Raw genomic sequence first — 22,009 nt, forward strand, 5'->3', positions numbered from 1 at the left:
GAATCGTCGGGCTCACGGCTCCACCTCCCACTGCTCGACGGTGACGGTCTCGCCGGCCGCGTACCCCTCGACCGACTCGGGGATCACGACCCAGCCGTCCGCGAGCGCGACCGTCGAGAGGACGCCCGACCCGCTCGTGTGCACCGGCTCGGCGCGTGGGCGCCCCTTGCCCTCGGTGTCCGTTTCGCTCCCCTCGTCGAGCGTCACCCGCGCGTACGTCCGCACGCCGGGCTCGCTCCGCAGTTTGCCGGAGAGCTCGGCTTCGACGCTCGGGAACGCCGGGACGGGCATTCCGCCGGCGTCCTTGACGACCGGCCGGAGGAACTGGACGGCGTTGACGATGCAGGCGACGGGGTAGCCCGGCAGACAGAGCACCGGCGTGTCGTCGACGACCCCGGCCGCGACGGGATGGCCGGGCTTGAGCGCGACGCCGTGGAAGACGAGGTCGCCAAGGTCCGCGACGACGTCCGGCGTCAGATCGCGTTCGCCGACGCTCGATCCGCCGGTGGTGACGACGACGTCCGCGTCGACGTCGCCGCTGATGGCCTTCCGGAGCGCGTCGGCGTCGTCCGTCACGACGTCCCGATAGCGCGCCGTCGCGCCCCACGACTCGACGAGGCGCGAGACGGTGAGGCCGTTCGTCTCGATCATCTCGCCCGGTTCGGGGTCGGATTGCACGAGCTCCTCGCCCGTCGGGATCACCGCGACCGACGGTGGGTCGTACACCTCGACCTCGCCGACGCCGCTCGCCTTCAACAGCCCGAGGTCGGAGGGGCGGAGCCGGTGGCCGGCGTCGTGGAGGCGCTGATCGGCCGCGACGTCCTCGTCGGGCGCGCCGACGTTCTCGCCGACCGCGACGCCGTCCAGCACCTCGACGTCGCCGCCGTACTCCTCGACGGCCTCGATCATCACGACGGCGTCCGCGCCGTCGGGGAGTTCGCTCCCCGTGTGGACGCGCACGGCGGCGTTCGGCCTCATCTCCTCGGCCGCCCGCAGGACCGCGGGGTCGCGATCGCTCGCGCCGACGGTGTCCGCGGCGCGCACCGCGTAGCCGTCCATCGCCGCGCGCTCGTAGCCCGGGACGGCGCGGGCAGCGCGAGTCGGCGCGGCGAGGGTCCGCCCGGCCGCGTGCGCGACCCCGACGGTCTCCGTCCGCCCGTGGGGCGCGACGGCCTCGCGGAGCGCCGCGCGGGCCTCGGCCACCCGGGTGCGCTGTTTGAACCCGGCGCGCCGGCGGTCGTGTGATCCGGTCATGCGAACGACTAGGGCCCGCCAGCCGAAAAGCGCCCGGGATCACCCCACGCCCGACCGTTAAACCGAGTTAAATCGGGTTAAACGGCACTCAAACCGCCGTATAGGTCGACACCGTTCAATACCCCTGCGACCCACGGCCCGGGTGGAGGCACGACCAATGACGCTCACCAAACTCGGCACCGTCGCGCTCGTCGCGCTGCTCGTCACCGCGGGCGGCGCGAGCGCGGCGACCATCGGTACCAACGCGGGAGCCACCACGGCTGCGACCGTCGACGGCGACCTCGCGGCTGACACGAACGCGACCGGGAACGTGACCGTCGCGGCGAACGAGACGACGACCGCGACGGCGGACACGACCACGACCGAGAACACCACGACTAACGAAACGACGACTGAGAACACGACGACGACCAACGAGACGACGACTACAACGACTGAGAACACGACAACGACCAACGAGACGAAGACGGAGAACGAGACCACGACTAACGAAACGACGACTGAGAACACGACGACAACGACCAACGAGAACGAGACGAACGCGAGCGCCGGCCCGCCGACCGACATGCCGGCTCAGGCGCCGGACCGCGTCTCGTCGATCCACGGCCTCATCAACGCGTTCTTGAGCGGTGACGTGTCGAATCTCGGTGCCGCGGTCAGCGACGTCGCCGGCGGCGAGGCTAACGCGTCGGCGAACGGTCAGGCCAACGCATCGGCAAACGGTCACGCGAACGCGTCGGAACGCGGTAACGCCGAGGAGCACGGCCAGTCGAACGCCGACGAGGCTGACGACGACGACGGCTCCGATGCCGAAGAAACAGACGACGGCGACGCCGATGCCGGCGCGTCCGCGGACGCCGGCGCGCACGCCGGCGGTAGTGCGTCCGACGACGGTGACGCGAACGGTAACGCCGGTGGGAACGCCAACGCGAACGGTAACGCCGGTGGGAACGCCAACGCGAACGGTAACGCCGGTGGGAACGCCAACGCGAACGGTAACGCCGGTGGGAACGCCAACGCGAACGCGAACGGTAACGCCAACGCCGCCCTCCCGTCGACTGACGGGATCCGCGCGGCGCTCGACGCCGCCGTCGCGTCGGTCGTCGCGTAGCGCCGGTTCGACCACCGCCTTTTTTCGACCCGGCGTCCCAACGAGCGAGTATGAATCGTCTCCGCGAGGCGCTCCGGGAACTCCCCGACGCCGTCTTCGTCGATCTCCTGGAGAGCGACGACGCATACCGGCTCGTCTTCGACCTCCCGGGCGTCTCCGCCGACGACCTCACGCTCGACGTCCACCCCTGCCGGCTCCACGTCGACGCCCGGCGCGGCAAGGACGTGCCCGACGGGTTCCGCTACGAGCGCGAGGAGCGCCCGCTCTTCGTCGAGTTCGACGTCCCGCTCCCGCCGAACGCGGTCGGCGAGGGGGCGTCCGCGACGCTCGACGCCGGCGAACTCGACGTGACGGTCCCGAAAGCCGACCGGCAGGCCACCACCGTCCCCGTCGAGGAGTAGCGTGGCGTCGCTGCGCGCTTACTGGCGGTTTGTCGTCGTCTGCTGGCGCTTCCTCCCCCTCGTCTGGTCGTACGCGCGCGACCGGCGCCGCTTTCTCCTCTTCGGCGGCCGCCGTAGCGTCTCGACGGATCGACAGCGCCGGCGCGCCGAGCGACTCGTCGAGAACCTCCTCACGCTCGGGCCGACGTTCATCAAGCTCGGTCAGCTCCTCTCGACCCGCCCGGACGTCCTCCCGCCCGTGTACGTCGAGGAGCTCACCCAGCTACAGGACCGAGTGCCACCGGCCGACTGGGACGACGCCCGCGCGGTGTTGGAGGACACGGTCGGCCCCGTCGAGGAGGCGTTCGAGGACTTCGACACCGAGGCGATCAGCGGCGCGAGCCTCGGGCAGGTGTACACCGCCACCTACGAGGGCGAACGTGTCGCCGTCAAGGTCCGTCGACCGGCGATCGAGGCCCTCATCGAGGCCGACCTCCGCGCGATCCAGTGGCTGCTCCCCGCGCTCCTCTTCTTCGTGGACGACGCGCGGGCGTTCAGCCTCCGAAACGTCGCCGACGAGTTCTCGACGACGCTCCGCCAGGAGATGGATTACTCCCGCGAGGCGACGATGCTCGCGGAGATCCGCGCGAACTTCGTCGACGACCCCGACGTCGTCATCCCCGAGGTGTACGAGGAACGGTCGGGCGAGCGCGTGTTGACGATGCGCTACGTCCCCGGGACGAAGATCAGCGACACCGCCGAACTCGAACGCCACGACATCGACCGGCACGCGGTCGCGGAGTCGCTGGAGCGCACCTACCTCCAGATGATCGTCACGGACGGCGTCTTCCACGCGGACCCACACCCGGGGAACCTCGCCGTGCAGGACGACGGCACCATCGTCTTCTACGACTTCGGAATGAGCGGACGGGTCGACGAGGAGGTCCAAGACCACATCGTCGACTTCTACGTCGCCGTGGCCAACCAGGACATCGAGGCCATCCTCGATACGCTCATCGAGATGGGGACGCTGAGCCCCGACGCCGACCGCGCGACGATGGCGGAGGTGATGGAACTCGCCATCGCGGACGCGCGTGGCGAGGACGTCGAACAGTACCGCGTCCAACAGATCGTCTCGAAGGTCGAGGACACGATGTACGAGTTCCCCCTCCGCCTCCCGCCGAACCTCGCGCTCGTCCTCCGCGTCGCCACCGTCGTCGAGGGCGTCTGTCTCACCCTCGACCCCGACTTCGACTTCGTCTCCGTCGCCACCGACTACCTCGGCGAGCAGGGGTACTACGAGCGCGGCGCCCGGGAGCTCATCGCCGGGACGGGTAATCAGCTCGCCGCGTCGGCGCGCTCCTCGTTGCACCTCGCGCCGAAGCTCGAACGCGCGCTCGATCGGATCGACCGCAACGACTTCTACGTGGAGGCGGCCGTCGAGGACTCGACGGGATCGCTCGACGCCCTCGCCAAGCGCCTCGTCACCGGCCTGCTGTTCGGCGCCGGCGCCGTTTCGACGGGGCTGTTGTACGCCACGGCGGCCGAAACCGCGGCGCTCGCCGTCGGCGTCGGGACGTTCGGGGTCGGGTTCCTCTGCTGGCGGTCCTTCCGACGGCCGCGCGGTGGACGGGGCGCGGCCGGCCTCGCCGCCGGGCGTGGTGGGCGCTGACGGGGGCGCTGGCGCGTTCCAAACCGTTTATACCCGGCAGGCGAGAACCCGGAGGCATGGCGAAAGAGCAGAAGGAAGTCCGTGACCTCCAGGAAGGCAACTACGTCATCGTCGAGGACGCCGCGTGTAAGATCGACGGCTACTCGACCGCCAAGCCCGGGAAGCACGGGAGCGCGAAGGCCCGCATCGAGGCCCGCGGGGTCTTCGACGGCAAGCGCCGTTCGCTCAGCCAGCCGGTCGACGCGAAGATCTGGGTGCCGATCATCGACCGTAAGCAGGGCCAGATCGTCTCTAAGGAGTCCGACACCGTCGTTCAGGTCATGGACCTCGAGACCTACGAGACCGTGACGATGGAGATCCCCGGCGACGTCGAGGTCAGCCCCGACGACGAGATCGAGTACCTCGAGTGGGAGGGCAAGCGCAAGGTCCTCCAGTAACCGGATGTTCCCCGGCGCGACGGCGGACCCCTCTGCTCCCGCATACACGGTCGTCGGCGCGCCGCTCGACGTCTCCGCGTCCTTTCGGCCCGGGGCGCGTTTCGGTCCGGAACGCGTCCGCCGGTTCGCCGAGACGTTCGAGGATTACGACCGCGCGACCGACCAGTCCTTTTCGACCCTCGGCGTCGCCGATCGCGGCAACGTCCACGCGTGGACCGACGCCGAGGAGTACTGCGACTACCTCGCCAGCGTTTGCCGCGAGGTCGTCCGCGACGGCGCGATCCCCCTCGTGATCGGCGGCGAACACACGGTGTCCCTCGGGCCGATACGCGCGATTGACCCCGAGGTCGTGGTCGTCTGCGACGCCCACCTCGACCTCCGGGAAGCGTACGACGGCGACCCGTGGAGCCACTCGACGGTGACGCGTCACGCCCTCGATACCGCCGACGAGGCGGTCATCCTCGGGGCGCGCTCCGGGAGTGAAGCGGAGTGGAGCCGCGCCGAGGCGGACGACGTGACCGTCGTCGAACCGGCGGCCGTGGCGGACTGGACGCCGCCGGCCGCGTTCGCCGGCCGTGACGTCTACCTCTCGGTCGACGTCGACGCCGCCGATCCGGCGTACGCGCCGGGAACCGGGACGCCCGAACCCTACGGACTGACGTCGCGCGAGCTCCGCGACGTCGTGCGCGCCGTCGCGCCCCACGCCGCGGGCGTCGACGTCGTGGAGGTCAACGACCGCGACGACGGCCAGGCGGCGACGCTGGCGGCGAAACTCCTCCGCGACTTCGTCTTCGCGCACGCCGACGCGAACGCGGACGCCGCTGACGACGCGTCGGCTGGCGACGACCAGTAGGCGGCGAACGGGTGGCGTTTCGCGTTCCGTCGAGGGCCACACCACCGTTTCGCGGCGGCCGCCGACGCGCAGTTCTCAGCGCACGCCTCGGCGTGGCCCCTCCCTCGCGTTTGAACTCCCACTTTCTTGACGCCGGACGTTCGCCTTCCCGTATGGAGCTCTCCGAGATCGTCTCGCGTTACGACGAGCGACTGCGAACCGAGGACTACGCGGACGTGGACGCCTCCGCGAACGGCCTGCAGGTCGGCCCGGCGGACCGCGAGATCACGCACGCCGCGTTCGCCGTCGACGCGGTCGCGGAGACGGCCGCGGCGGCCGCCGACGCGGGCGCGGACCTCCTCGTCACCCACCACGGCCTCTCGTGGGGCGGTATCGAGCGCGTGACGGGCCGCCAGTACGGCCGGATCGCGCCGCTGATCGAACACGACGTCGCGCTCTACGTCTCCCATCTCCCCCTGGACGGCCACCCGGAACTCGGGAACGCGGCGGGAATCGCGGACCTCCTCGGTCTCACCGATGTCGAGGGGTTCGGGTCGGTCGGCCCGGAAACGGCTGGCCTGCGGGGAAGTGCCGACGCGCTCGCGCGTGCGGACGTCAACGCGCTCCTCGACGACGAACTCGACCACGGCGGGACGGGCGTTCGCTGTCTCGATTTCGGCCCGGAGACGATCGAAGACGTCGCGATCCTGACCGGCGCGGGCGCGGACTTCCTCGACGAGGCCGTCGCCGCAGGCGTCGACGCGTTCGTGACGGGCGAGCCGAAGGGGAAGACGTACCACGAGGCGAAGGAGGCGGGGGTCAACGTCTTCTGCGGGACGCACTACGGGACGGAGACGTTCGGCGTGCGATCGCTCATGGACCTCGCCGACTCGTGGGGCGTCGAGACGACGTACCTCGACGCGCCGACCGGGCTCTGAGTCGGGTCTTTCAAATCGTCGTCGCCCCTCACTCCCGCCATGGGTGACCACGGCGACGGTCACGGTGACGACGGAGAGCAGGGCCATGAAACGCCGGAACGCGAGGAGTTCGAGCACGACCCGCTCGGGCACGCGGACGTCCGCTCGGGGATGACGGTCGGCGAGCTCGTCGAGCAGTACGGGAACGCGGGGATCGGGGCGGCGGACGTCTCGCACGCCGTCGACACGTACGCGGAGATGCTCGGGAACGACGACGTGACGAACTTCTTCGGCCTCGCGGGCGCGATGGTGCCCACGGGGATGCGTAAGATCGTCGCGGACCTCATCCGCGACGGCCACATCGACGTGCTCGTCACGACGGGCGCGAACCTGACGCACGACACGATCGAGGCGATCGGCGGGAAACACCACCACGGCCACGCGGGCCCCGACGACCACCGCATGAGCGCCGACGACGAGCACCGCGGGATGAGCGAACGCGACTACGACGAGTCGCTACGCGAGGAGCAGGTCGATCGCATCTACAACGTCTACCTCCCCCAAGAGCACTTCGCGCTCTTCGAGTCCCATCTCCGCGACCACGTCTTCCCGACGGTCGAGCGGACGGTCTCGATCCAGGAGTTCACCAAAGCGCTCGGACGGGCGAACAGCGAGCGCAACGCGACGGCAGACGTCGAGGAGGGCGGGGGGATCGCCGCCGCGGCCTACGAGAACGACGTCCCGATCTACGTCCCGGCGATCCAGGACTCCGTCCTCGGCCTGCAGGCGTGGATGTACTCGCAGACGTCCGACTTCGCGCTCGATGCGCTCTCGGACATGACGCACCTCACGGACATCGCGTTCGACGCGGAGCGCGCGGGTGCGATGCTCGTCGGCGGCGGCGTCCCGAAGAACTACGTCCTCCAGACGATGCTCGTCGTCCCCGAGGCGTACGATTACGCCGTCCAATTGACGATGGATTCGACGGACACCGGTGGGCTGTCGGGGGCGTCGCTCGACGAGGCGCGCTCGTGGGGGAAGCTGAAACCGAGCGCGGCGAACGCGACGGTCGTCGGCGACGCGACGATCACCCTCCCGCTCGTGACGGCGGCGACGCGCGAGCGCATCGAGTGATGGAACCGTCGATACACCCGTAACATCGGGATCCATCACCGGCTCCGGGCGTTTCAGCCTCCGGAACCGACTGAGTGGGCACGCACTCCCCGATCAGCACTGGAATCGGTCATTCGTATACCCGATGGCGCATAGTGAACGATAGTCACGAAGGACTTATCCCTTCCCCGGACGTTCGTTTATTCGTAATGGCACACGGTACGGTTGACTTCTTCAACGACACGGGCGGCTACGGTTTCATCGAGACTGACGACGCGGACGAGGACGTGTTCTTCCACATGGAAGACGTCGGCGGCGAGGACCTCACCGAGGGGACCGAGATCGACTTCGAAATCGAGGACGCCCCCAAGGGCCCGCGCGCGACGAACGTCGTCCGCTCGTAAGTCCGTTCACACCGTCGCCCCCGGGCGACGCAGCACACTTTCGTTTTGTCGTACACTACTCCCGCGAGCGACGGCGTTCGACCGGGCGTCCTCGGATCGCCTCTCCGGGCTCCGCGTCTCGACTCGCCGTTTCTTACACGACCGTCGAACCCTCGATTCGACGGTCGTCGGGCGCTGACGCGCCGATAGAACATGAGTTAAGCGGGTGGAGCGAGAGCACAGAGATAGCCCGACCCACCTTTAACCATGTCCGGAGAGTACGACCTAGTCATCGTCGGCGGCGGAATTAGTGGCGCATCGCTCCTCTACACGGTCGCGAAGTTCACCGACGTCGAGTCGGTCGCGCTCGTGGAGAAAGAAGACGAGATCGCGGCGATCAACTCCCACCACACGAACAACTCCCAGACGCTCCACTTCGGGGACATCGAGACGAACTACACCCTGGAGAAGGCCGAGGAGGTCAAGGAGGGTGCCGAGCTCCTCGCCGGTTACCTGGAGAACCACGACGAGGATCGCGAGATGCACTCGAAGCGCTCGAAGATGGTTCTCGGCGTCGGCGACGAGGAGGTCGAGAGCCTGGAGAAACGCTACCACGAGGAGGGCTTCGGCGATCTCTTCCCGAAGCTCCGCCCGATCGGCCGCGAGGAGATCGCGGAGGTCGAACCGAAGGTCGTCGAGGGTCGAGATCCCGAGGACGACCTGCTCGCGCTCCAGACGCCCGACGGCTACGTCGTCGACTACGGCGCGACTGCCCAGTCGTTCGTCGAGGCCGCGGCAGAGGAAGCGGGCGTCGACGTCTTCCTCGACACCGAGGTCGAGGACATCACGGAGACCACGCGGGGCTACACCCTCACGACTGATCGCGGCCCCTTCGACTGCGAGGTCGCGGTCGTCGCCGCGGGCTCGCACAGCCTCCAGATCGCGAAGGAGATGGGGTACGGTGAGAACCTCGCGCTCCTCCCCGTCGCGGGGAGTTTCTTCCTCGCCGAGGACGGCCCGCTGAACGGGAAGGTCTACACCCTCCAGATGAAGAAGCTCCCGTTCGCCGCCGTCCACGGCGACGCGGACGTTCACGACGACTCGATCACGCGCTTCGGCCCGACCGCGAAGGTCGTCCCGACGCTCGAACGCGGTCGCCTCGGGACCGTCGCGGACTTCCTCGACGTCTTCGGCCTCTCCCTCCCCTCCTTCGTCAGCTACGCGAACATCCTCGCCGATCGCATCCTCTTCCCGTTCGTCATCCGGAACCTGATCTACGACCTGCCGGAGATCGGCCGGCGGGCCTTCCTCCCGGACGTCCAGAAGGTCGTCCCGACGATGGAACTCGACGACATCCAGCGCGCGGAGGGGTACGGCGGCGTCCGCCCGCAGATCGTCAACACGGAGACCTACTCCCTCGACATGGGCGAGGCGAAGATCGTCGGTGACGACGTCATCTTCAACATCACGCCTTCCCCGGGAGCCTCCACCTGTCTGAAAAACGCCATGCGCGACACTCACACGATCATGGACTTCTTCGACGCGGACTACGAGTTCGACGAGGAGGCCTTCCGCGCCGACACCATCGGGGCCTTCCCGCGCGCCGACGATCCCGCAGAAGAGGGCATCGCGGCCACGCCCGGCGACGCCGCAGACGAGTGACGCTCCCTCACGTCCGCTCTCTTCGGCTTCGACCGGCTTAGTCGTCGCCCAGTAACTCGTCGGCGAGCGTCGGCACGAACGTCCCGACGTCGGTGACGAGACCGACCGCCTGCGCGCTCCCGCGATCCAACAGTTGCGTGACCGTCGCGGGATTGATGTCGACGCAGACGACGCGCGTCGAGGAGGGCAAGCAGTTCCCGACCGCGACGGAGTGAAGGAGCGTCGAGAGCATCACGACCATGTCTGCCTCGTGGGCCTGCCGTCTGATCTCGCCCTGCGCCTCGACGGTGTCCGTGATCGTGTCGGGGAGCGGGCCGTCGTCGCGGATCGACCCCGCGAGGACGTAATCGACGTCGTTCTGGACGCACTCGTACATCACGCCCTCCGTCACGAGGCCGTCGTCGACCGCCTCGGCGATCCCGCCCGCCCGCACGATCTCGCTGATCGTGTAGATGTGGTGCTTGTGGCCCTTGCGCGGATGTTCCAGAGTCTCGATGTTCATCCCGAGGCTCGTCCCGTAGAGCCCGCGCTCGATGTCGTGCGTGGCGAAGCCGTTGCCGGCGGAGAGCGCGTCCACGTACCCCTCGCGGACGAGTTCGGCGAGCGCGTCGCCCGCGCCGGAGTGGATGACCGCCGGGCCGGCGACGACGAGGACGTTCCCCCCCTCGGCCTTCACCGCCGCGAGCGCCTCCGCGACTTTCCGGATGCGCGACTCCGAGGGGCGCTCCGCGGAGACGCCGCCGCGCATGAAGCCGAACGCGCCCGAGGCGTCCCGCGGCCGATCCGGCGGCCGGACGCGGATCCCCGCCTCGCCCGTCACCACGAGGTCGTCCGCCTCGATCCCGTTCAGGACCTGCGTGCGTGCCGTCGGCTCGCCCTCCGGATCCTCGACGACGATCGCACAGTCCATCTCGATGTCCGCCACCTCGATCCACTCGCCCCCGACGCGCACGTCCGTCGGGTGGTTCGTCGTCGAGTAGAACCCCGCCGGCACGACGCGATCCGCGGGCGCGGGCGTCAACGTCGCGTCCTCCGGATCCGCTGGATTCACTCCCGACTGGTGGAGTTCGTGCACGATCGACTGCAGGGTCGCGTCGTCCGGCGCGAGCACCCGTAGTCGCGCGTAGGACTCCTCGTCCTTCGCCCGTCCGACGTCGAACGCCTCCACGTCGAAGTCCCCACCGAGGTCCATGATGACCTCGAAACAGCGCTGCATCGTCCCCGAGTCGATGATGTGCCCCTCCAGTTCGACGGTCCGCGAAACGGTCATACCGACTCGTCGTCCCGGGCCGGGATTACGGTTGTGCCGAGCGCGCGACGGTGGCGTTTTACGCGCCGCCGCGATACGTCACGGTGGCCGATGACGAGCGCACCGGGCCGAGCCCGGGGTGGCACCCGCGCTATGAGGAGCCCTATGAGTGCCGAGGCCAGCTTTCTATCCATACATTTGCAGGAAGAAGTGTACGAACGTCAGAGAATCGTGTCTACTACCCTCTGAGAGAGGACAGTCGTAGTCAAAAGGCGAATAGAGTACACTCTGAGGCGTCACATAGGCCCCAGTCACTACTATCGAGGTTACGACTCCACTAGTCGAGATATGAGTTTCACAGTGAGAATCGATCACTTCCGTTCTCTCGTTCTTGAACCTCCGGAATAGAAGGTTGTCTAAAATGGCTCGTCCGAGTACGTTCCTTAGAATTGTATGAGTGACCGCTACCAGTGAACTGCAATTGGGTGGACAATGCTCCCTGCAGACTTGATTATGAAATCTTCATCGCTCAATTGCATATTGAATTCCCTCGAAACCTGCTTGAGTATGGTCCGCATCTCTTCTCCGGTCTGTTCCTGTGGAATGTACGTGTCGATAATATCCGTTACTGCTGCGGGGTCCCACTGTTCTTCATCCTGAATGAGGTTTTCTACTCGACCAAACACGGTATACTCCCTATCCTCGAAGAACGCCCTCTCCGGGTTACTTCTCATGTGATTTCGGTCAAGGGGAATACCAAATGGGTGACCGCCCACGTCAACTCGTAACGGAATCTTATCCCCCGCAAATCTCTGTATCAGGTTGAGCATGTTCTTCAACTCCTCAACGTCCTCTTTGGATATCTCTTCTTGCACCTGTTGGTCCTGATAATCAATCTCCTGCAAGTACTGTTGAGTTTCATTATCCATGATGTCGAGAAATGCTTTAAACGCTATCTCGAATTTGAACAGAGACATCGGTTTCAGTTTCCCAGACACCTCTACAACATCGCCTCTGGATAGCTCGTCTGGATTGCTCCCGTCATGTATGGAAATTCCCGCGTCCTCAATCTCGTCACGAAGTTCCTGAAATCGATAAGGGCCAGTAACGGTTATTCTCGTCTCTAAGTTGTCCGAATCGAGGTAGCTCCTTTTTCCGCCTGCCCCGAGACCTACACTCGGGATACCCACTTTCGCATTTCCACTCGTCTCCGTCTCCTCCCCTGATTGCTGTACGACCTCCTCAGGCACACCTCTGCCCATCGATGAAAGATGGTTGTTTATACTCACTTCGTTCAAATAGACAAACTCCTTGAGTTGATTTGTCATAGTTAGCCGGTCAGATGCTAATTGAATAAGGGTTGCTTTGGTACAGACTCATAAGGAATACTCAATCCTGCTCGAACGCCTCACGAGTGTCTCTCGTCGTAGACCCAAGAGACTCCCACGAGAAGCGGGGACAAGGGGGCGCCCCGAGGGATACATCAGAACTAGTGAGGAACCGCAGAGACAGTCAATCTCTCGTGTTAAAGAACTCGCGTGCCTCATCGGGGGTAAACGGCGCTTCATAATCCGGATTGTCTGAGCTCAGCTCCGCCGGTTCACGCCATCGGCCCTCGATGTCCGGGGGTTCCTCAAGTCGTGAATTCGTCCCAGGTTTCTCAAGTTGGTACTTTCGTTCCCCTGTTCTAGTATTTTCCCAGCCATGGCCACCTTGCGACCCGACGTATGGAATCCAAACCCCCGGAGGAGCTGGTTCGTCATTCCCCTCAATGCTCTGAATCAGAACGCCATCTTCCTGCCGCTTCTCCACATATACTGCCGGGTCGTTTTTATATTCGCGCAACTCATCGGCGAATTCACGCTGTTCGGCACGCTTTTTTCTACGCTTTTCCTCGGCTTTTCGAACGTTTGGCGGCTTGTACTCCTTGCCCTCGCGCCGTGCTTTGCGACGAAGATAGGCTTCCTCTTCGTACTGCTCCTGCTTTTGCATCATCTTCCACTTGCTCGAGAGATACTGGTTCCACGAACTCATCAACGGGGGTTAGTGACCACACCTGATTACGTGTACGAGCCAAAAATGCCCCCGCGCTTAGGAAGAAGTCTTACCAAGCTAAAAGATAGCACACTATGTTCTCCACCTCATCGACACCTGGTCAAATCGAGTTTTTTACTAGCTACTTACGTAGCTAGCTTTTTTAGCTGTATGCTGTACCAATAGACGAGAGTGATTGACCCCGTTGAAAGAGTCTCATAACGATATTTTCTCAAACACCTGTCTTCCCACTCGTTGTTAAATATATGATACCCGTCTGACGAGGGTACTTACAGTCTAAGCGATAGTAAAGACGAGAGGTTGGAACATGGGGGTCGGTAGTGACGAACGCAAGCACACCACCTTGCTCCTCGGGCTCCGCGAAGTGAATACAGAGACAACGATTCGGACTAGTGCTGAGACACGTCCCACAGCGAACAGGAGAGTATCTATATCTCTGAGCTGAGGGATTTCGGAATAGAATTTCCTCCACCACACCTACCAACGTCTTCTCCGAGCGCCGTGGCATGCCTGACTACTGCCAACAGTGTGGTTCAGAGCTTGCCGACGCCACTTCGTACTGTCCCGAGTGTGGAGCCGTAGCGGGAGACGACGACGAGACGACCGACAACGCGACCTCGACAGAGAACAACTCGTGGGACTGGTCGAATCCCCGTGGGCCGTTCCAGTCACCTCGTCGCGCCGTTGGTTCCCTGAACCTCCTCGGATTCCTCTCGTTCCTGTTCGCCATCGGGCTCAACGCAGTGGGCCTTCCCATCACTGCGCTCCCGCACCCTCTCGACATAGCACTCTTCAGCTACTGGTTCGGGGTGCTCGTCGTCGGACTACCGCTGTGGGGACTCTTGCATGTCACTGATAACGTCCTCGGATTCCTCAAACCGGATTGAGAAACGCTTCCTTTGAGACGAAGCAGACTCTTCGCTCTTGCAGGGCAGGTTCCATCTGTTACATCGTAGGGGCCGGGGTCACGAACAGGGAGAGCGTTGCGCGTCTTGTCGGAGACGCGAAGGCAGGTACACCGATGACCACTGATTAAGCAATGTGCAGTCGGAAACGGCGATTAGTTTCACTCCGCTCGGACAAGCATTATCTTGACACCCAACAAGTACGATGCATGTGGATTGATGTGCTTCCTGCGGTCGTCATCGAGAATTTGGACGTGATTGCATTGATACTACTCGGATTGCTGGTCGAGAAACAGTACATCAGCCGACCCGCCATCTGGGCGAACGTCGCAGCCATCAACATCCACCTATACGACTACTCATTCGTGAGCAACTGGCTCACCTGGTACGCGAATATCGGGCTTCTCGTTGCTGGCCTCGCCCTCTATACATACGGGTTCGACGAATCCCTTCCAGGATGGTACTACACGCTGTCCTGGGCGTACTCGTCAATCCCGGTCGCAGCCATAGCATACCTAACGTGGAGCGGTGCGCTCTGAGACAGTTAGAAGACACAATGATTCTCGTTTCCCTCAGACCGAAGACGTTCGTCGTCTCTCCCGGTGCAGTGGATGTCCGATAGAACACACCTGCCTACCTCGTCGACCGTTAGACGAACGAGTCTCTTCGCGTCTCCGCGTATTGCTCTACGAAGGGAGGGCTATAGTTCGAGTGACTGGATGCACTCAAGATATGACTGCCTCGCCTCATCCCGCGAGACACGGGTATAGACGTCCATCGTTCGGTTATTGCTGTCTCCTCTGATGTACTGCAATATGTGGTCCGGCATCTCGTTATTGCGCATCAGGGTCGTGAACACCGTGCGGAACGTGTGAGGCGTAAATTTGCGGTGAAAGCGTGTCTCGCCGTCGTCCATCACGCCTGCTCTGACCGCAGCATCCCGAACGGCCCGCTGCACCTGCGTCGACTGCACGCGGCTACCCCGCACGCTCAGGAACAGGTACTCAGAGTTATTGTCAGGGCGGACGAGTCGATACCGCTTGATGGCGTGCTTCACCTCCTCGTCAACAGGGACGACCGTCTGACTCCCGCCCTTACGCTCACGGAGGCGAATGAATCCGTCGTCGAGCATCAGGTCGTCCTCTTCGATTTCGAGCGCCTCCCGAATCCGGCATCCGGTCTTTGCGAGAATGACGGCAATCGCCTTGTTTCGTGGGTCAGCGATATTGTGAACGATTTTCTTCGCGTTCTCCCACGTCGCGCAGTCGGGACGTTCGCGGTACTTCTGTGGGATTTCTTCGAGGACGACCGCTGCGGGATTCCCAGTGATATCTTCGAAGCGTGGCCGCTTCATCGTCCACCCGTAGAACGACGACAGCGATTCGAGGTATCGCCGCTTCGTGTTCCGCGAAAGGTCGCGGTCGGCAAGCGTACCAACGTAGTCCTCGATATGTTCCACCTTGACGTCTTCGGGCGCGAGGTCAGGGAATTCCTCGTGGAAGAATGATTTCAGCGTTCGGGAGTAGGCGTTGAGCGTCCGGCGACTGCGACCCATCGCCTCCTTCCGTTGGATGAAGTCGTTGACCGCGTCGTGCTCGTTCTCGTAAATCTTCTCGCGGGTCTTGCCCGTCATGCTTTGACTGCCTCCGTGTCAGCGTCGTCGTGAGCGAGTCGCCAACCGTACCCCTGCTTATATTCGACCTTGTCCTCTTCTGCGAGGTCGAACAGCTGCTCCTCGACGGCATCCTTGACGATGCCCGTGAGGACGCCGCTTCCCGTGACTTCCCGGAGGATGCTTTCGAACTCCTGGTAGCGGTCAGTGAGGAACGCAGTGACGAACTCCTCGTGTTCGATATCGATTTCACCGGGTTCGGAGTTACGAGCGTCTTCGAGGTCGTCCTGCAACTGCTCGACTTGCAGTTGTAGTTCTTCGACCTTCGACTCGTTCTGACTGTACGCAAGGAACCCTTCTTGACGGGCAGCACGAGCCTCTTGTATCAGTTCGTATAGGTACTTTGACCGACTCCCGTAGCCTTGCTCCTCGGCCTCTTCCATCCACTCCTCGGCGTGCTTGCGATTCGGGTAGAGGGCGACGTAGGTCGTCTCCTCGGACAACCCGACCTCGGTTTCCCACTCGGTCTGCTGTGGCTCTTTGTCACTCATCCATGTCTCACAACAGACAATAACGACTGGAGGCACCTAGGCGTATGGATAGCAACGATGGATATGGCGACTGAGAGACTACAAACACAGGACGTGCTGGACAGACTATCCTGTTAAGTTAACAAGTTCCGAGCATACAATACCCTCCCGTTTGATATTCGAGTATGAAACTACCGAACACTCCTGACCGGAGTTGGCAGGGCATTCGCGAAAACGTCCTCGTCAACAATTCCATCGAGTGGGTTCAACAAGATGAGGTCCCACCGATACCGCCTGAACTAGATGCTCATACGGATGTCCTTCCCGGAGTCAGAGTACATCATCGAAGCTGGGCGAGTACAGATGATATTGCAGTCTGGGAACCGGGAAACACTAACATCTACTTCGTCACCCGATATGAGCTCGTAAAACAACTACTCGAAAACAAAGATGACATCCCGCAAGGAGCAATTGCCATTTTGCTTCTCGCCGGGGGCGCAGTCGTTGTCAAGCTCCTTTGGGATATTATTCAAAACCTCACTGACGGCGACTCGGGGGTAGCGTCCAGTAGTCCGGGAAGTACCACTCAGCGGCCGCCAAGTCCGGAGAATCGTCAGTACAATGTGTTCATCAGCCACGCATGGGACTACAACGACGAGTACGAGCGCGTAGTTGACTTTCTGAATGACTTCGATGAGTTGGACTGGCAGAACCACAGTGTTCCCCTGGATGACCCGCTTGACACAGTGAACGATGCTCACCTTCGGTCTCAACTGCGGGACCAGATACGCACCACTGCCGTCGTCCTCGTGCTCGCGGGAATGTATAGTGCGCACCGTGAATGGATTCAGAACGAGATTGAATTAGCAAATGAGTTTGACAAACCGATTGTAGGGATTCGTCCTCACGGCTCCGAGCAGACACCGAACGTAGTCGAAGACGCAGCAGTCGAGATGGTTGGTTGGCGGCAGAAATCAATCGTAGGGGCAATTGTTGAGCACACAAAATAACCGGTGTCTCACCTACTCACCTGTGTAGTCCCAATATTTCTGAGTCGGGCTTTTTCCTTTGAGTACGAGGAGAGCGTAGATGAGCCAGATGACAGTGAGGATACCGACACCCCACCAGTAGAAACTCAGCTCATCCAGAAGCGAGAGTGCCCCGAAGATTACCAATACTGCATAAAAGAACCCGAAGACACGCGGCCACCAGACCTCAACGGTGGTATGTTTGATATACACGTCTGGCTTTTCGCCCTCCTTGAGACGGTCCCATTCCATCTGAAATGGGTCATACGGAAGGTGTTCAGCCATTTGCCAGAGGACGCGGTACTTCCCGCTGTTCAGTTGTTTGTATGAGAGAATGTGAAAGGTCCAAAGGACGCAGAAGGGGAGGCCGATGGCTCCAATGAACAGTATCCCGACGGGAGTGATGAATCCGAGCTTTCCTCCGATTCCAGCGACACCCAATAGAGCAATGAGCAGCCGGAGATAGAAGCGATTGTTCTTGAGGCGGCGATTGCTTACTTGGTGAGTCGATTGACCGTAGAACTTCCACTGCTCAAGTGCCGTATTCTGGTCAATATCCTCACTTGCCGTCTCGGTACAGTCCTCTGCCTCGTCATCGCTCATGGAGATAAATCACGAATAGCATCAACAATAGAGTCGGTATTCCATCCGACCATCTGGTCCGCATGCCGCTCCACGTAATTTGAGGTGCTGTCACTTCCCCACGGCTCTACTCCCAAGATAGCCTTGTCTTCTTCCTCAGCAATCCGTATCTCTCGGCCAATCCAATCACTATAGGAAGAATAGAGCCCAGCGAGGGCGATAACAACAGAAGCAGGTTTAATCTGTCCTTTACGAAGTGCCTCTTCTAACTCCTCGTCGGTATCTGCATCAATCTCGTCCTCTTCGGGGATGCTATAATTCGTATATTCGAAATGGTTTGCCTCCTCAAGCAGTTCAATCAAATTCTCATATTCATCGCTATAATCCCAGGAGTGGGAGACGAATAGACGGTATTCTGTTCGTCTGTCGTCGCTGCTAAGAGTTATTGTTTCTATGTTCAGTGAATCGTCCGACATAATCCGAGCAAGACAGCCCACTGGTATAGTAGCTTCCCCACGGGTTGAGATAGTAGTGAGGCAGTTCTGACCACGGTATTAATTTAGAAGCCTGCAGTGGTCACGAGTGATGAAACAGAACGTGTTCGTGAGCAAGCCAAATGGCTTGAATGACCGTCAGGAACGATTCTGGGAGGCTATTGAGGCAACGGTGGAAGCCCGAAATATGAATATTCGGTCTATCGGCTATTCCGATTACTCATTCAAAACTCCGCTTCAGAAGGTTCGAGAGGTGATGAAAGAATGTGACGGCGCAATCATTCTGGGGTTTCAGCAGAAACGAGTGAAAGACGGCGAAAATAGAGCGGGGGAACCTCTTGACGAGCAATACTTACCGACACCCTGGAACCAGCTGGAAGCCGGTATGGCGTATATGTTGGACCATCCGATGCTGATAATCCTTGAAACAGGCGTAACAGACGAAGGGATTTTTGATGCAGAGAGTAGCGATAGGTATATTCTCAAAACGGACTGCTCGGTGGAGTGGCTAGAATCGGATGAATTTCTGGGCCCGCTCAATGAGTGGCGGGAAGTCATGCTCTCTCAGCGCGAATGAGACCAACTGCGAGTCTAAAGTACGTGCGAACTTTGATACTTGGAGGTTCGGAATAGTTCCGGATAACATGGCTGAGCGAGCGTTCATGGTTCGCGCCGGGAATGACAATGAGTTAGTCGAGGAATTCGAGTCTCGTTCTCTGGTCGCGGTCGGATGGAAGGAGCTGGGGGACGTTTCGGATATCCGGTCATACGAGGATATGAAGATCCGATTCAATTCGACCGACGAGTATTCCCAGCACAATAGTCGGCGTCTCGCTCAGAATGCGGGGCAAGTGAATCGATTCGCGCTTGAGATGAAGGAGGGGCATCTGGTTCTGAGCTACGACAAAACGGAGCGCGAGTATCTCATCGGCGAGGTCACAAGTGGTTACGAGTGGAAACCAGGCGACCACCCGCCGGGATACCCACACGTCAGGCGTGTCGAGTGGAAAGACACCGTTTCCCGCGACGAGTTCACGACCTCGACGAAGAACACACTCGGAAGCACGCTCACGGTGTTCTCCCTTGACGACTGCATTGATGAAATCACGGACGTTCTAAGCGGCGAGACACCCGATGAGAGCGAGGACGAGGAGGACACTGTACCATTCGTTGACGAAGTGGAGAATCAGGCAGACGAACTCATCTCCGACATTCTGGCGAACATGGACCCGTTCGTCTTCGAGGAGTTGGTCGCCGCAGTCCTACGAGCGATGGGATACCACGCGAAGAAGACGCGGGACAGTCAGGACCGCGGTATCGACGTGGTCGCTCACCCTGACTCGTTGGGATTCGAAGAGCCGTACATCAAGGCACAGGTGAAGCGCCAACAGAAGAAAGTCGGCTCCCCGGATATGAGAGCGTTCACCGGAACCCTCGGGAACGGCGAACGGGGCCTATTCGTCTCGACTGGTGGCTATACCAGCGAAGCGCAGGATGCAGCACGGAACGCCGAACAACGGGTCACACTCATCGACCGGGATGAGTTCATTGACCTCCTGATTCAGCACTACGACGACCTCGAATCCGAGTATCAGGCGACAGTACCGTTGAAGCAGATCTACATTCCCTCTCAAGACCCTCCACTCGAAGAATAACGATGAGTAACGCTGACAGTCTAGGTTTTCCTGGCCTTTATCCAACCACCTTGAGACTGTACTGATATGTCTGATAATCCGGTAAGTGGAATAGATATCCCCGAGATAGATTACGAGAGTATCGCCGGTTCGCTCCCATCACAAGACACTATCGACTCTGCTATCGATGCAATACAAAAGGCCCAGAAACGTCTTGAACGAGCTAAGAAAGAGGCGGAGAAACATATCGACATTGGCCCGCCATGGGACTACGAGCCGAGCGACTATTCCCCATCAAATGAAGCATACTATCACGCCTTCAAGTGGGCTCACGAGGGTCAACTCTCGTTACAAGAGACGGGAGATTCTGACCTAGGAACTATTGCGGAACGAATAGAGTATGGCTCTGAAATGTTTGCTGAAGATTCTAGTGATGACGATATTCAGGACTTCAATTCAGGAATATTGGCTCTAATATCGGCATTGGATGGGCTAATTATCTGGCTATGTGAGCACGACCCGAATATCACCACGAACAGAACCAATGCCAACGGAGAAGACATCTATCACAGTGGCCACAAAAAGGATGCCTTGGAAGACTGGTACGACCAGTACTCTATCTTCGGTGTCGAAAACGACCAGGGAAGTGCTTTCAAAGACAAGTGGGGTGACTTCTGGCAACACCGTCATCGTATAATGCACGGTGAGCCAGACGCATATTACGACGACAATGTTGGAGTCGCAACCCTGTTCTTTGTAGGGTTAACAGCTCACGTCGTTAAGAAGCGGTACGAAGCGTTGAACCCGTGACAATCAACATATAGGTATGAACGAAGAGGAGGTACGGCAAGCGGTATCAGTCGCTCTTGAGAGAGTCATAGATGAGGATACAGATTTACTGAGGTTCGATGTTAACGAGAGGAGCATCACTCATTGTCTCGGGATGTATCTGCAAGAGGCAGTCAGTGACCCTTGGGACGTAGATGTCGAGTACAACCGAATAGGCGAGGGCGGTGATGTGACTAAGCGGCTCCCAGAGGAGATGCTGCAAGACGATAGTCAGGGGACAGTCTATCCTGACGTAATAATCCATCAGCGGGGGTCAGAGGAAAACAATCTCCTCGTGATTGAAGCGAAGAAGTCGGGTAACTCAAGCGACGGTGACCGCCAGAAGATACGAGCATACCTGCAACACTTGGACTACGACTATGGATTGTTTGTGAGGTTCGATACTGGGCAGGATTTCGATGAGCTGGGGTACTCCTGCGAGTGGAGCTATCATGAGCAGTAAATGTCGGCTGTGCGGAGACGATCGTGAGTTACGGCAGAGCCATATTATTCCGAATTTCGTTATCAGGTGGCTCAAAGAGAGCGGAGCGACTCCATTTCTCCGTGGTGTCGATGATCCGGATACGCGTATCCAAGATAAGAAGGAGAAGCTGTTGTGTAGCGAGTGTGAGCAGCGAATAGGAGATTGGGAACAGCAGTTTGCGTCTCGCATCTTCTATCCGGTAATTCGGCAGCAAAAGACGGACTTCGAGTACGACTCTTGGCTGAAGCGGTTTACCATTTCACTCTCGTGGAGGTTCCTCGTCAGTAGCTTCTCGGCGATGGATGCTTGGGACTCGGACGAGCAGACTGCCTTGAGAGAAGCCGAACATCATTGGCGAGCTATTCTAAACGGTGATCAGCCGCTCTCGGCAGCCACTCGCTCTCATCACCTCATTTTACTGGGTGAGACGGAATCTGTACCAAGTGAAGCTCCTGAAGGCTGGGAATTCTACTCTTCGCGGGGTATCGACGCATCCGTCGTGACCGTGGACGATGGGATCTATATCTATAGCAAATTTCCTCAAATGTTCCTCCTATCGTGTGTTGATCCGCCAAGTGTTGACGGGCTTGGCGAGGCACGTATTGAGCAGACTGGGACGATTGAGACCCCGCAGGTAGTGCATTCACCATGGAGCAAGATTCCGTTTCGACGTGCTGAAATTATTACCGAGAATAAGGCCTCTCCACGTGAGCAGGAGAAAATAAAACAGCACATTCAGGAACATCCTGATAGTCTGGTTGACTCGAAAACCATTGAGACGGCTGTGTTGAATCGCCATACGGCGGTGGAATTCACTGTTTCACAGCCCGCTTGATGTTATAGACGA

At 60.7% G+C, this 22,009-nt stretch carries 25 protein-coding genes; 17 read left to right on the forward strand and 8 right to left on the reverse strand.

Annotated elements, in window-relative coordinates:
• Positions 1-12: 12 nt before the first annotated feature.
• Complete coding sequence (locus IEX91_RS02330) at positions 13-1,254, reverse strand: molybdopterin molybdotransferase MoeA (RefSeq protein ID WP_188876878.1); 1,242 nt, start codon at positions 1,252-1,254, stop codon at positions 13-15.
• A gap of 157 nt (positions 1,255-1,411) precedes the next feature.
• Between IEX91_RS02330 and IEX91_RS02335 the strand changes: the two genes are divergently transcribed.
• From IEX91_RS02335 to IEX91_RS02375, 9 genes are all read left to right on the forward strand, one after another.
• Positions 1,412-2,365: a hypothetical protein gene (locus IEX91_RS02335; RefSeq protein WP_188876879.1), complete on the forward strand. Its 954-nt coding sequence runs from the start codon at positions 1,412-1,414 to the stop codon at positions 2,363-2,365.
• Positions 2,366-2,415: 50 nt separating this feature from the next.
• A complete protein-coding gene (locus tag IEX91_RS02340; protein ID WP_188876880.1) occupies positions 2,416-2,766 on the forward strand; it encodes an Hsp20/alpha crystallin family protein in 351 nt (116 codons plus the stop codon).
• Between the two features lies 1 nt (position 2,767).
• Positions 2,768-4,417, forward strand: a complete 1,650-nt coding sequence (locus tag IEX91_RS02345; protein WP_188876881.1) for an ABC1 kinase family protein — start codon at positions 2,768-2,770, stop codon at positions 4,415-4,417.
• Between the two features lie 56 nt (positions 4,418-4,473).
• Positions 4,474-4,854: a translation initiation factor IF-5A gene (locus IEX91_RS02350; RefSeq protein ID WP_188876882.1), complete on the forward strand. Its 381-nt coding sequence runs from the start codon at positions 4,474-4,476 to the stop codon at positions 4,852-4,854.
• Between the two features lie 4 nt (positions 4,855-4,858).
• Positions 4,859-5,707, forward strand: coding sequence for an agmatinase (speB, locus tag IEX91_RS02355; RefSeq protein WP_188876883.1), 849 nt, complete (start codon positions 4,859-4,861; stop codon positions 5,705-5,707).
• 152 nt (positions 5,708-5,859) lie between these two features.
• Positions 5,860-6,624: a Nif3-like dinuclear metal center hexameric protein gene (locus IEX91_RS02360; RefSeq protein ID WP_188876884.1), complete on the forward strand. Its 765-nt coding sequence runs from the start codon at positions 5,860-5,862 to the stop codon at positions 6,622-6,624.
• A gap of 39 nt (positions 6,625-6,663) precedes the next feature.
• Positions 6,664-7,737, forward strand: coding sequence for a deoxyhypusine synthase (locus IEX91_RS02365; RefSeq protein WP_188876885.1), 1,074 nt, complete (start codon positions 6,664-6,666; stop codon positions 7,735-7,737).
• 188 nt (positions 7,738-7,925) lie between these two features.
• Positions 7,926-8,120: a cold-shock protein gene (locus tag IEX91_RS02370; protein WP_188869115.1), complete on the forward strand. Its 195-nt coding sequence runs from the start codon at positions 7,926-7,928 to the stop codon at positions 8,118-8,120.
• 246 nt (positions 8,121-8,366) lie between these two features.
• Positions 8,367-9,761, forward strand: a complete 1,395-nt coding sequence (locus IEX91_RS02375; protein ID WP_188876886.1) for an FAD-dependent oxidoreductase — start codon at positions 8,367-8,369, stop codon at positions 9,759-9,761.
• Positions 9,762-9,798: 37 nt separating this feature from the next.
• Here IEX91_RS02375 and IEX91_RS02380 read toward each other — a convergent pair whose 3' ends face one another.
• The 3 genes from IEX91_RS02380 to IEX91_RS02390 all read right to left on the reverse strand — a co-directional run bounded on the left by IEX91_RS02380 (position 9,799) and on the right by IEX91_RS02390 (position 13,044).
• Positions 9,799-11,031 carry an ornithine cyclodeaminase, nickel-pincer nucleotide-dependent gene (locus IEX91_RS02380; RefSeq protein ID WP_188876887.1) on the reverse strand — a complete coding sequence of 411 codons (1,233 nt, stop codon included), beginning with the start codon at positions 11,029-11,031 and terminating at the stop codon, positions 9,799-9,801.
• Positions 11,032-11,474: 443 nt separating this feature from the next.
• Positions 11,475-12,338, reverse strand: coding sequence for a DUF6414 family protein (locus tag IEX91_RS02385; RefSeq protein WP_188876888.1), 864 nt, complete (start codon positions 12,336-12,338; stop codon positions 11,475-11,477).
• A gap of 184 nt (positions 12,339-12,522) precedes the next feature.
• The gene (locus IEX91_RS02390) at positions 12,523-13,044 is read right to left on the reverse strand and encodes a hypothetical protein (RefSeq protein WP_188876889.1); all 522 of its coding nucleotides are present in this window, start codon (positions 13,042-13,044) and stop codon (positions 12,523-12,525) included.
• A gap of 527 nt (positions 13,045-13,571) precedes the next feature.
• Between IEX91_RS02390 and IEX91_RS02395 the strand changes: the two genes are divergently transcribed.
• Both IEX91_RS02395 and IEX91_RS02400 read left to right on the forward strand, forming a co-directional pair.
• Entirely contained in the window at positions 13,572-13,952 is a 381-nt protein-coding gene (locus tag IEX91_RS02395; protein ID WP_188876890.1) for a zinc ribbon domain-containing protein, read from the forward strand.
• A gap of 227 nt (positions 13,953-14,179) precedes the next feature.
• Positions 14,180-14,509, forward strand: a complete 330-nt coding sequence (locus IEX91_RS02400; RefSeq protein WP_188876891.1) for a hypothetical protein — start codon at positions 14,180-14,182, stop codon at positions 14,507-14,509.
• A 161-nt stretch (positions 14,510-14,670) separates the two neighbouring features.
• Here the strand turns inward: IEX91_RS02400 and IEX91_RS02405 are convergent, their stop codons facing one another.
• Together IEX91_RS02405 and IEX91_RS02410 are read right to left on the reverse strand one after the other, a co-directional pair.
• The gene (locus IEX91_RS02405; RefSeq protein ID WP_188876892.1) at positions 14,671-15,603 is read right to left on the reverse strand and encodes a tyrosine-type recombinase/integrase; all 933 of its coding nucleotides are present in this window, start codon (positions 15,601-15,603) and stop codon (positions 14,671-14,673) included.
• Entirely contained in the window at positions 15,600-16,133 is a 534-nt protein-coding gene (locus IEX91_RS02410) for a hypothetical protein (protein ID WP_188876893.1), read from the reverse strand. The genes IEX91_RS02405 and IEX91_RS02410 overlap by 4 nt, the downstream gene beginning before the upstream one ends.
• 164 nt (positions 16,134-16,297) lie before the next feature.
• On the opposite strand from IEX91_RS02410, the gene IEX91_RS16225 reads away from it, so the two are divergent.
• Entirely contained in the window at positions 16,298-17,122 is an 825-nt protein-coding gene (locus IEX91_RS16225; protein ID WP_229772761.1) for a TIR domain-containing protein, read from the forward strand.
• A gap of 12 nt (positions 17,123-17,134) precedes the next feature.
• Here the strand turns inward: IEX91_RS16225 and IEX91_RS02420 are convergent, their stop codons facing one another.
• Both IEX91_RS02420 and IEX91_RS02425 read right to left on the reverse strand, forming a co-directional pair.
• Entirely contained in the window at positions 17,135-17,743 is a 609-nt protein-coding gene (locus IEX91_RS02420) for a phage holin family protein (RefSeq protein WP_188876894.1), read from the reverse strand.
• Positions 17,740-18,198 (reverse strand): TIR domain-containing protein, encoded by a 459-nt coding sequence (locus IEX91_RS02425; RefSeq protein ID WP_188876895.1) that lies wholly within the window; start codon positions 18,196-18,198, stop codon positions 17,740-17,742. The genes IEX91_RS02420 and IEX91_RS02425 overlap by 4 nt, the downstream gene beginning before the upstream one ends.
• Before the next feature lie 109 nt (positions 18,199-18,307).
• On the opposite strand from IEX91_RS02425, the gene IEX91_RS02430 reads away from it, so the two are divergent.
• The 5 genes from IEX91_RS02430 to IEX91_RS02450 all read left to right on the forward strand — a co-directional run bounded on the left by IEX91_RS02430 (position 18,308) and on the right by IEX91_RS02450 (position 21,997).
• Complete coding sequence (locus IEX91_RS02430; protein WP_188876896.1) at positions 18,308-18,793, forward strand: hypothetical protein; 486 nt, start codon at positions 18,308-18,310, stop codon at positions 18,791-18,793.
• Between the two features lie 67 nt (positions 18,794-18,860).
• Positions 18,861-19,871 carry a restriction endonuclease gene (locus IEX91_RS02435; RefSeq protein WP_188876897.1) on the forward strand — a complete coding sequence of 337 codons (1,011 nt, stop codon included), beginning with the start codon at positions 18,861-18,863 and terminating at the stop codon, positions 19,869-19,871.
• Positions 19,872-19,937: 66 nt separating this feature from the next.
• The gene (locus IEX91_RS02440; protein ID WP_188876898.1) at positions 19,938-20,660 is read left to right on the forward strand and encodes a hypothetical protein; all 723 of its coding nucleotides are present in this window, start codon (positions 19,938-19,940) and stop codon (positions 20,658-20,660) included.
• A 16-nt stretch (positions 20,661-20,676) separates the two neighbouring features.
• Positions 20,677-21,141, forward strand: coding sequence for a hypothetical protein (locus IEX91_RS02445; protein ID WP_188876899.1), 465 nt, complete (start codon positions 20,677-20,679; stop codon positions 21,139-21,141).
• Positions 21,131-21,997, forward strand: a complete 867-nt coding sequence (locus tag IEX91_RS02450) for a hypothetical protein (RefSeq protein WP_188876900.1) — start codon at positions 21,131-21,133, stop codon at positions 21,995-21,997. Before IEX91_RS02445 ends, IEX91_RS02450 begins: the two co-directional genes overlap by 11 nt.
• Positions 21,998-22,009: the final 12 nt, after the last annotated feature.

This window comes from Halarchaeum nitratireducens (assembly GCF_014647155.1).
Lineage (GTDB): Archaea > Halobacteriota > Halobacteria > Halobacteriales > Halobacteriaceae > Halarchaeum > Halarchaeum nitratireducens.

Excerpts from the sequence above, each read along its gene's own strand:
- IEX91_RS02330 (WP_188876878.1), bottom strand. The coding sequence starts at position 1,254 with ATGACCGGATCACACGACCGCCGGCGCGCCGGGTTCAAACAGCGCACC.
- IEX91_RS02335 (WP_188876879.1), top strand. The coding sequence starts at position 1,412 with ATGACGCTCACCAAACTCGGCACCGTCGCGCTCGTCGCGCTGCTCGTC.
- IEX91_RS02340 (WP_188876880.1), top strand. The coding sequence starts at position 2,416 with ATGAATCGTCTCCGCGAGGCGCTCCGGGAACTCCCCGACGCCGTCTTC.
- IEX91_RS02350 (WP_188876882.1), top strand. The coding sequence starts at position 4,474 with ATGGCGAAAGAGCAGAAGGAAGTCCGTGACCTCCAGGAAGGCAACTAC.
- speB (WP_188876883.1), top strand. The coding sequence starts at position 4,859 with ATGTTCCCCGGCGCGACGGCGGACCCCTCTGCTCCCGCATACACGGTC.
- IEX91_RS02360 (WP_188876884.1), top strand. The coding sequence starts at position 5,860 with ATGGAGCTCTCCGAGATCGTCTCGCGTTACGACGAGCGACTGCGAACC.
- IEX91_RS02365 (WP_188876885.1), top strand. The coding sequence starts at position 6,664 with ATGGGTGACCACGGCGACGGTCACGGTGACGACGGAGAGCAGGGCCAT.
- IEX91_RS02370 (WP_188869115.1), top strand. The coding sequence starts at position 7,926 with ATGGCACACGGTACGGTTGACTTCTTCAACGACACGGGCGGCTACGGT.
- IEX91_RS02375 (WP_188876886.1), top strand. The coding sequence starts at position 8,367 with ATGTCCGGAGAGTACGACCTAGTCATCGTCGGCGGCGGAATTAGTGGC.
- IEX91_RS02380 (WP_188876887.1), bottom strand. The coding sequence starts at position 11,031 with ATGACCGTTTCGCGGACCGTCGAACTGGAGGGGCACATCATCGACTCG.
- IEX91_RS02385 (WP_188876888.1), bottom strand. The coding sequence starts at position 12,338 with ATGACAAATCAACTCAAGGAGTTTGTCTATTTGAACGAAGTGAGTATA.
- IEX91_RS02390 (WP_188876889.1), bottom strand. The coding sequence starts at position 13,044 with ATGAGTTCGTGGAACCAGTATCTCTCGAGCAAGTGGAAGATGATGCAA.
- IEX91_RS02395 (WP_188876890.1), top strand. The coding sequence starts at position 13,572 with ATGCCTGACTACTGCCAACAGTGTGGTTCAGAGCTTGCCGACGCCACT.
- IEX91_RS02400 (WP_188876891.1), top strand. The coding sequence starts at position 14,180 with ATGTGGATTGATGTGCTTCCTGCGGTCGTCATCGAGAATTTGGACGTG.
- IEX91_RS02405 (WP_188876892.1), bottom strand. The coding sequence starts at position 15,603 with ATGACGGGCAAGACCCGCGAGAAGATTTACGAGAACGAGCACGACGCG.
- IEX91_RS02410 (WP_188876893.1), bottom strand. The coding sequence starts at position 16,133 with ATGAGTGACAAAGAGCCACAGCAGACCGAGTGGGAAACCGAGGTCGGG.
- IEX91_RS16225 (WP_229772761.1), top strand. The coding sequence starts at position 16,298 with ATGAAACTACCGAACACTCCTGACCGGAGTTGGCAGGGCATTCGCGAA.
- IEX91_RS02420 (WP_188876894.1), bottom strand. The coding sequence starts at position 17,743 with ATGAGCGATGACGAGGCAGAGGACTGTACCGAGACGGCAAGTGAGGAT.
- IEX91_RS02425 (WP_188876895.1), bottom strand. The coding sequence starts at position 18,198 with ATGTCGGACGATTCACTGAACATAGAAACAATAACTCTTAGCAGCGAC.
- IEX91_RS02430 (WP_188876896.1), top strand. The coding sequence starts at position 18,308 with ATGAAACAGAACGTGTTCGTGAGCAAGCCAAATGGCTTGAATGACCGT.
- IEX91_RS02435 (WP_188876897.1), top strand. The coding sequence starts at position 18,861 with ATGGCTGAGCGAGCGTTCATGGTTCGCGCCGGGAATGACAATGAGTTA.
- IEX91_RS02440 (WP_188876898.1), top strand. The coding sequence starts at position 19,938 with ATGTCTGATAATCCGGTAAGTGGAATAGATATCCCCGAGATAGATTAC.
- IEX91_RS02445 (WP_188876899.1), top strand. The coding sequence starts at position 20,677 with ATGAACGAAGAGGAGGTACGGCAAGCGGTATCAGTCGCTCTTGAGAGA.
- IEX91_RS02450 (WP_188876900.1), top strand. The coding sequence starts at position 21,131 with ATGAGCAGTAAATGTCGGCTGTGCGGAGACGATCGTGAGTTACGGCAG.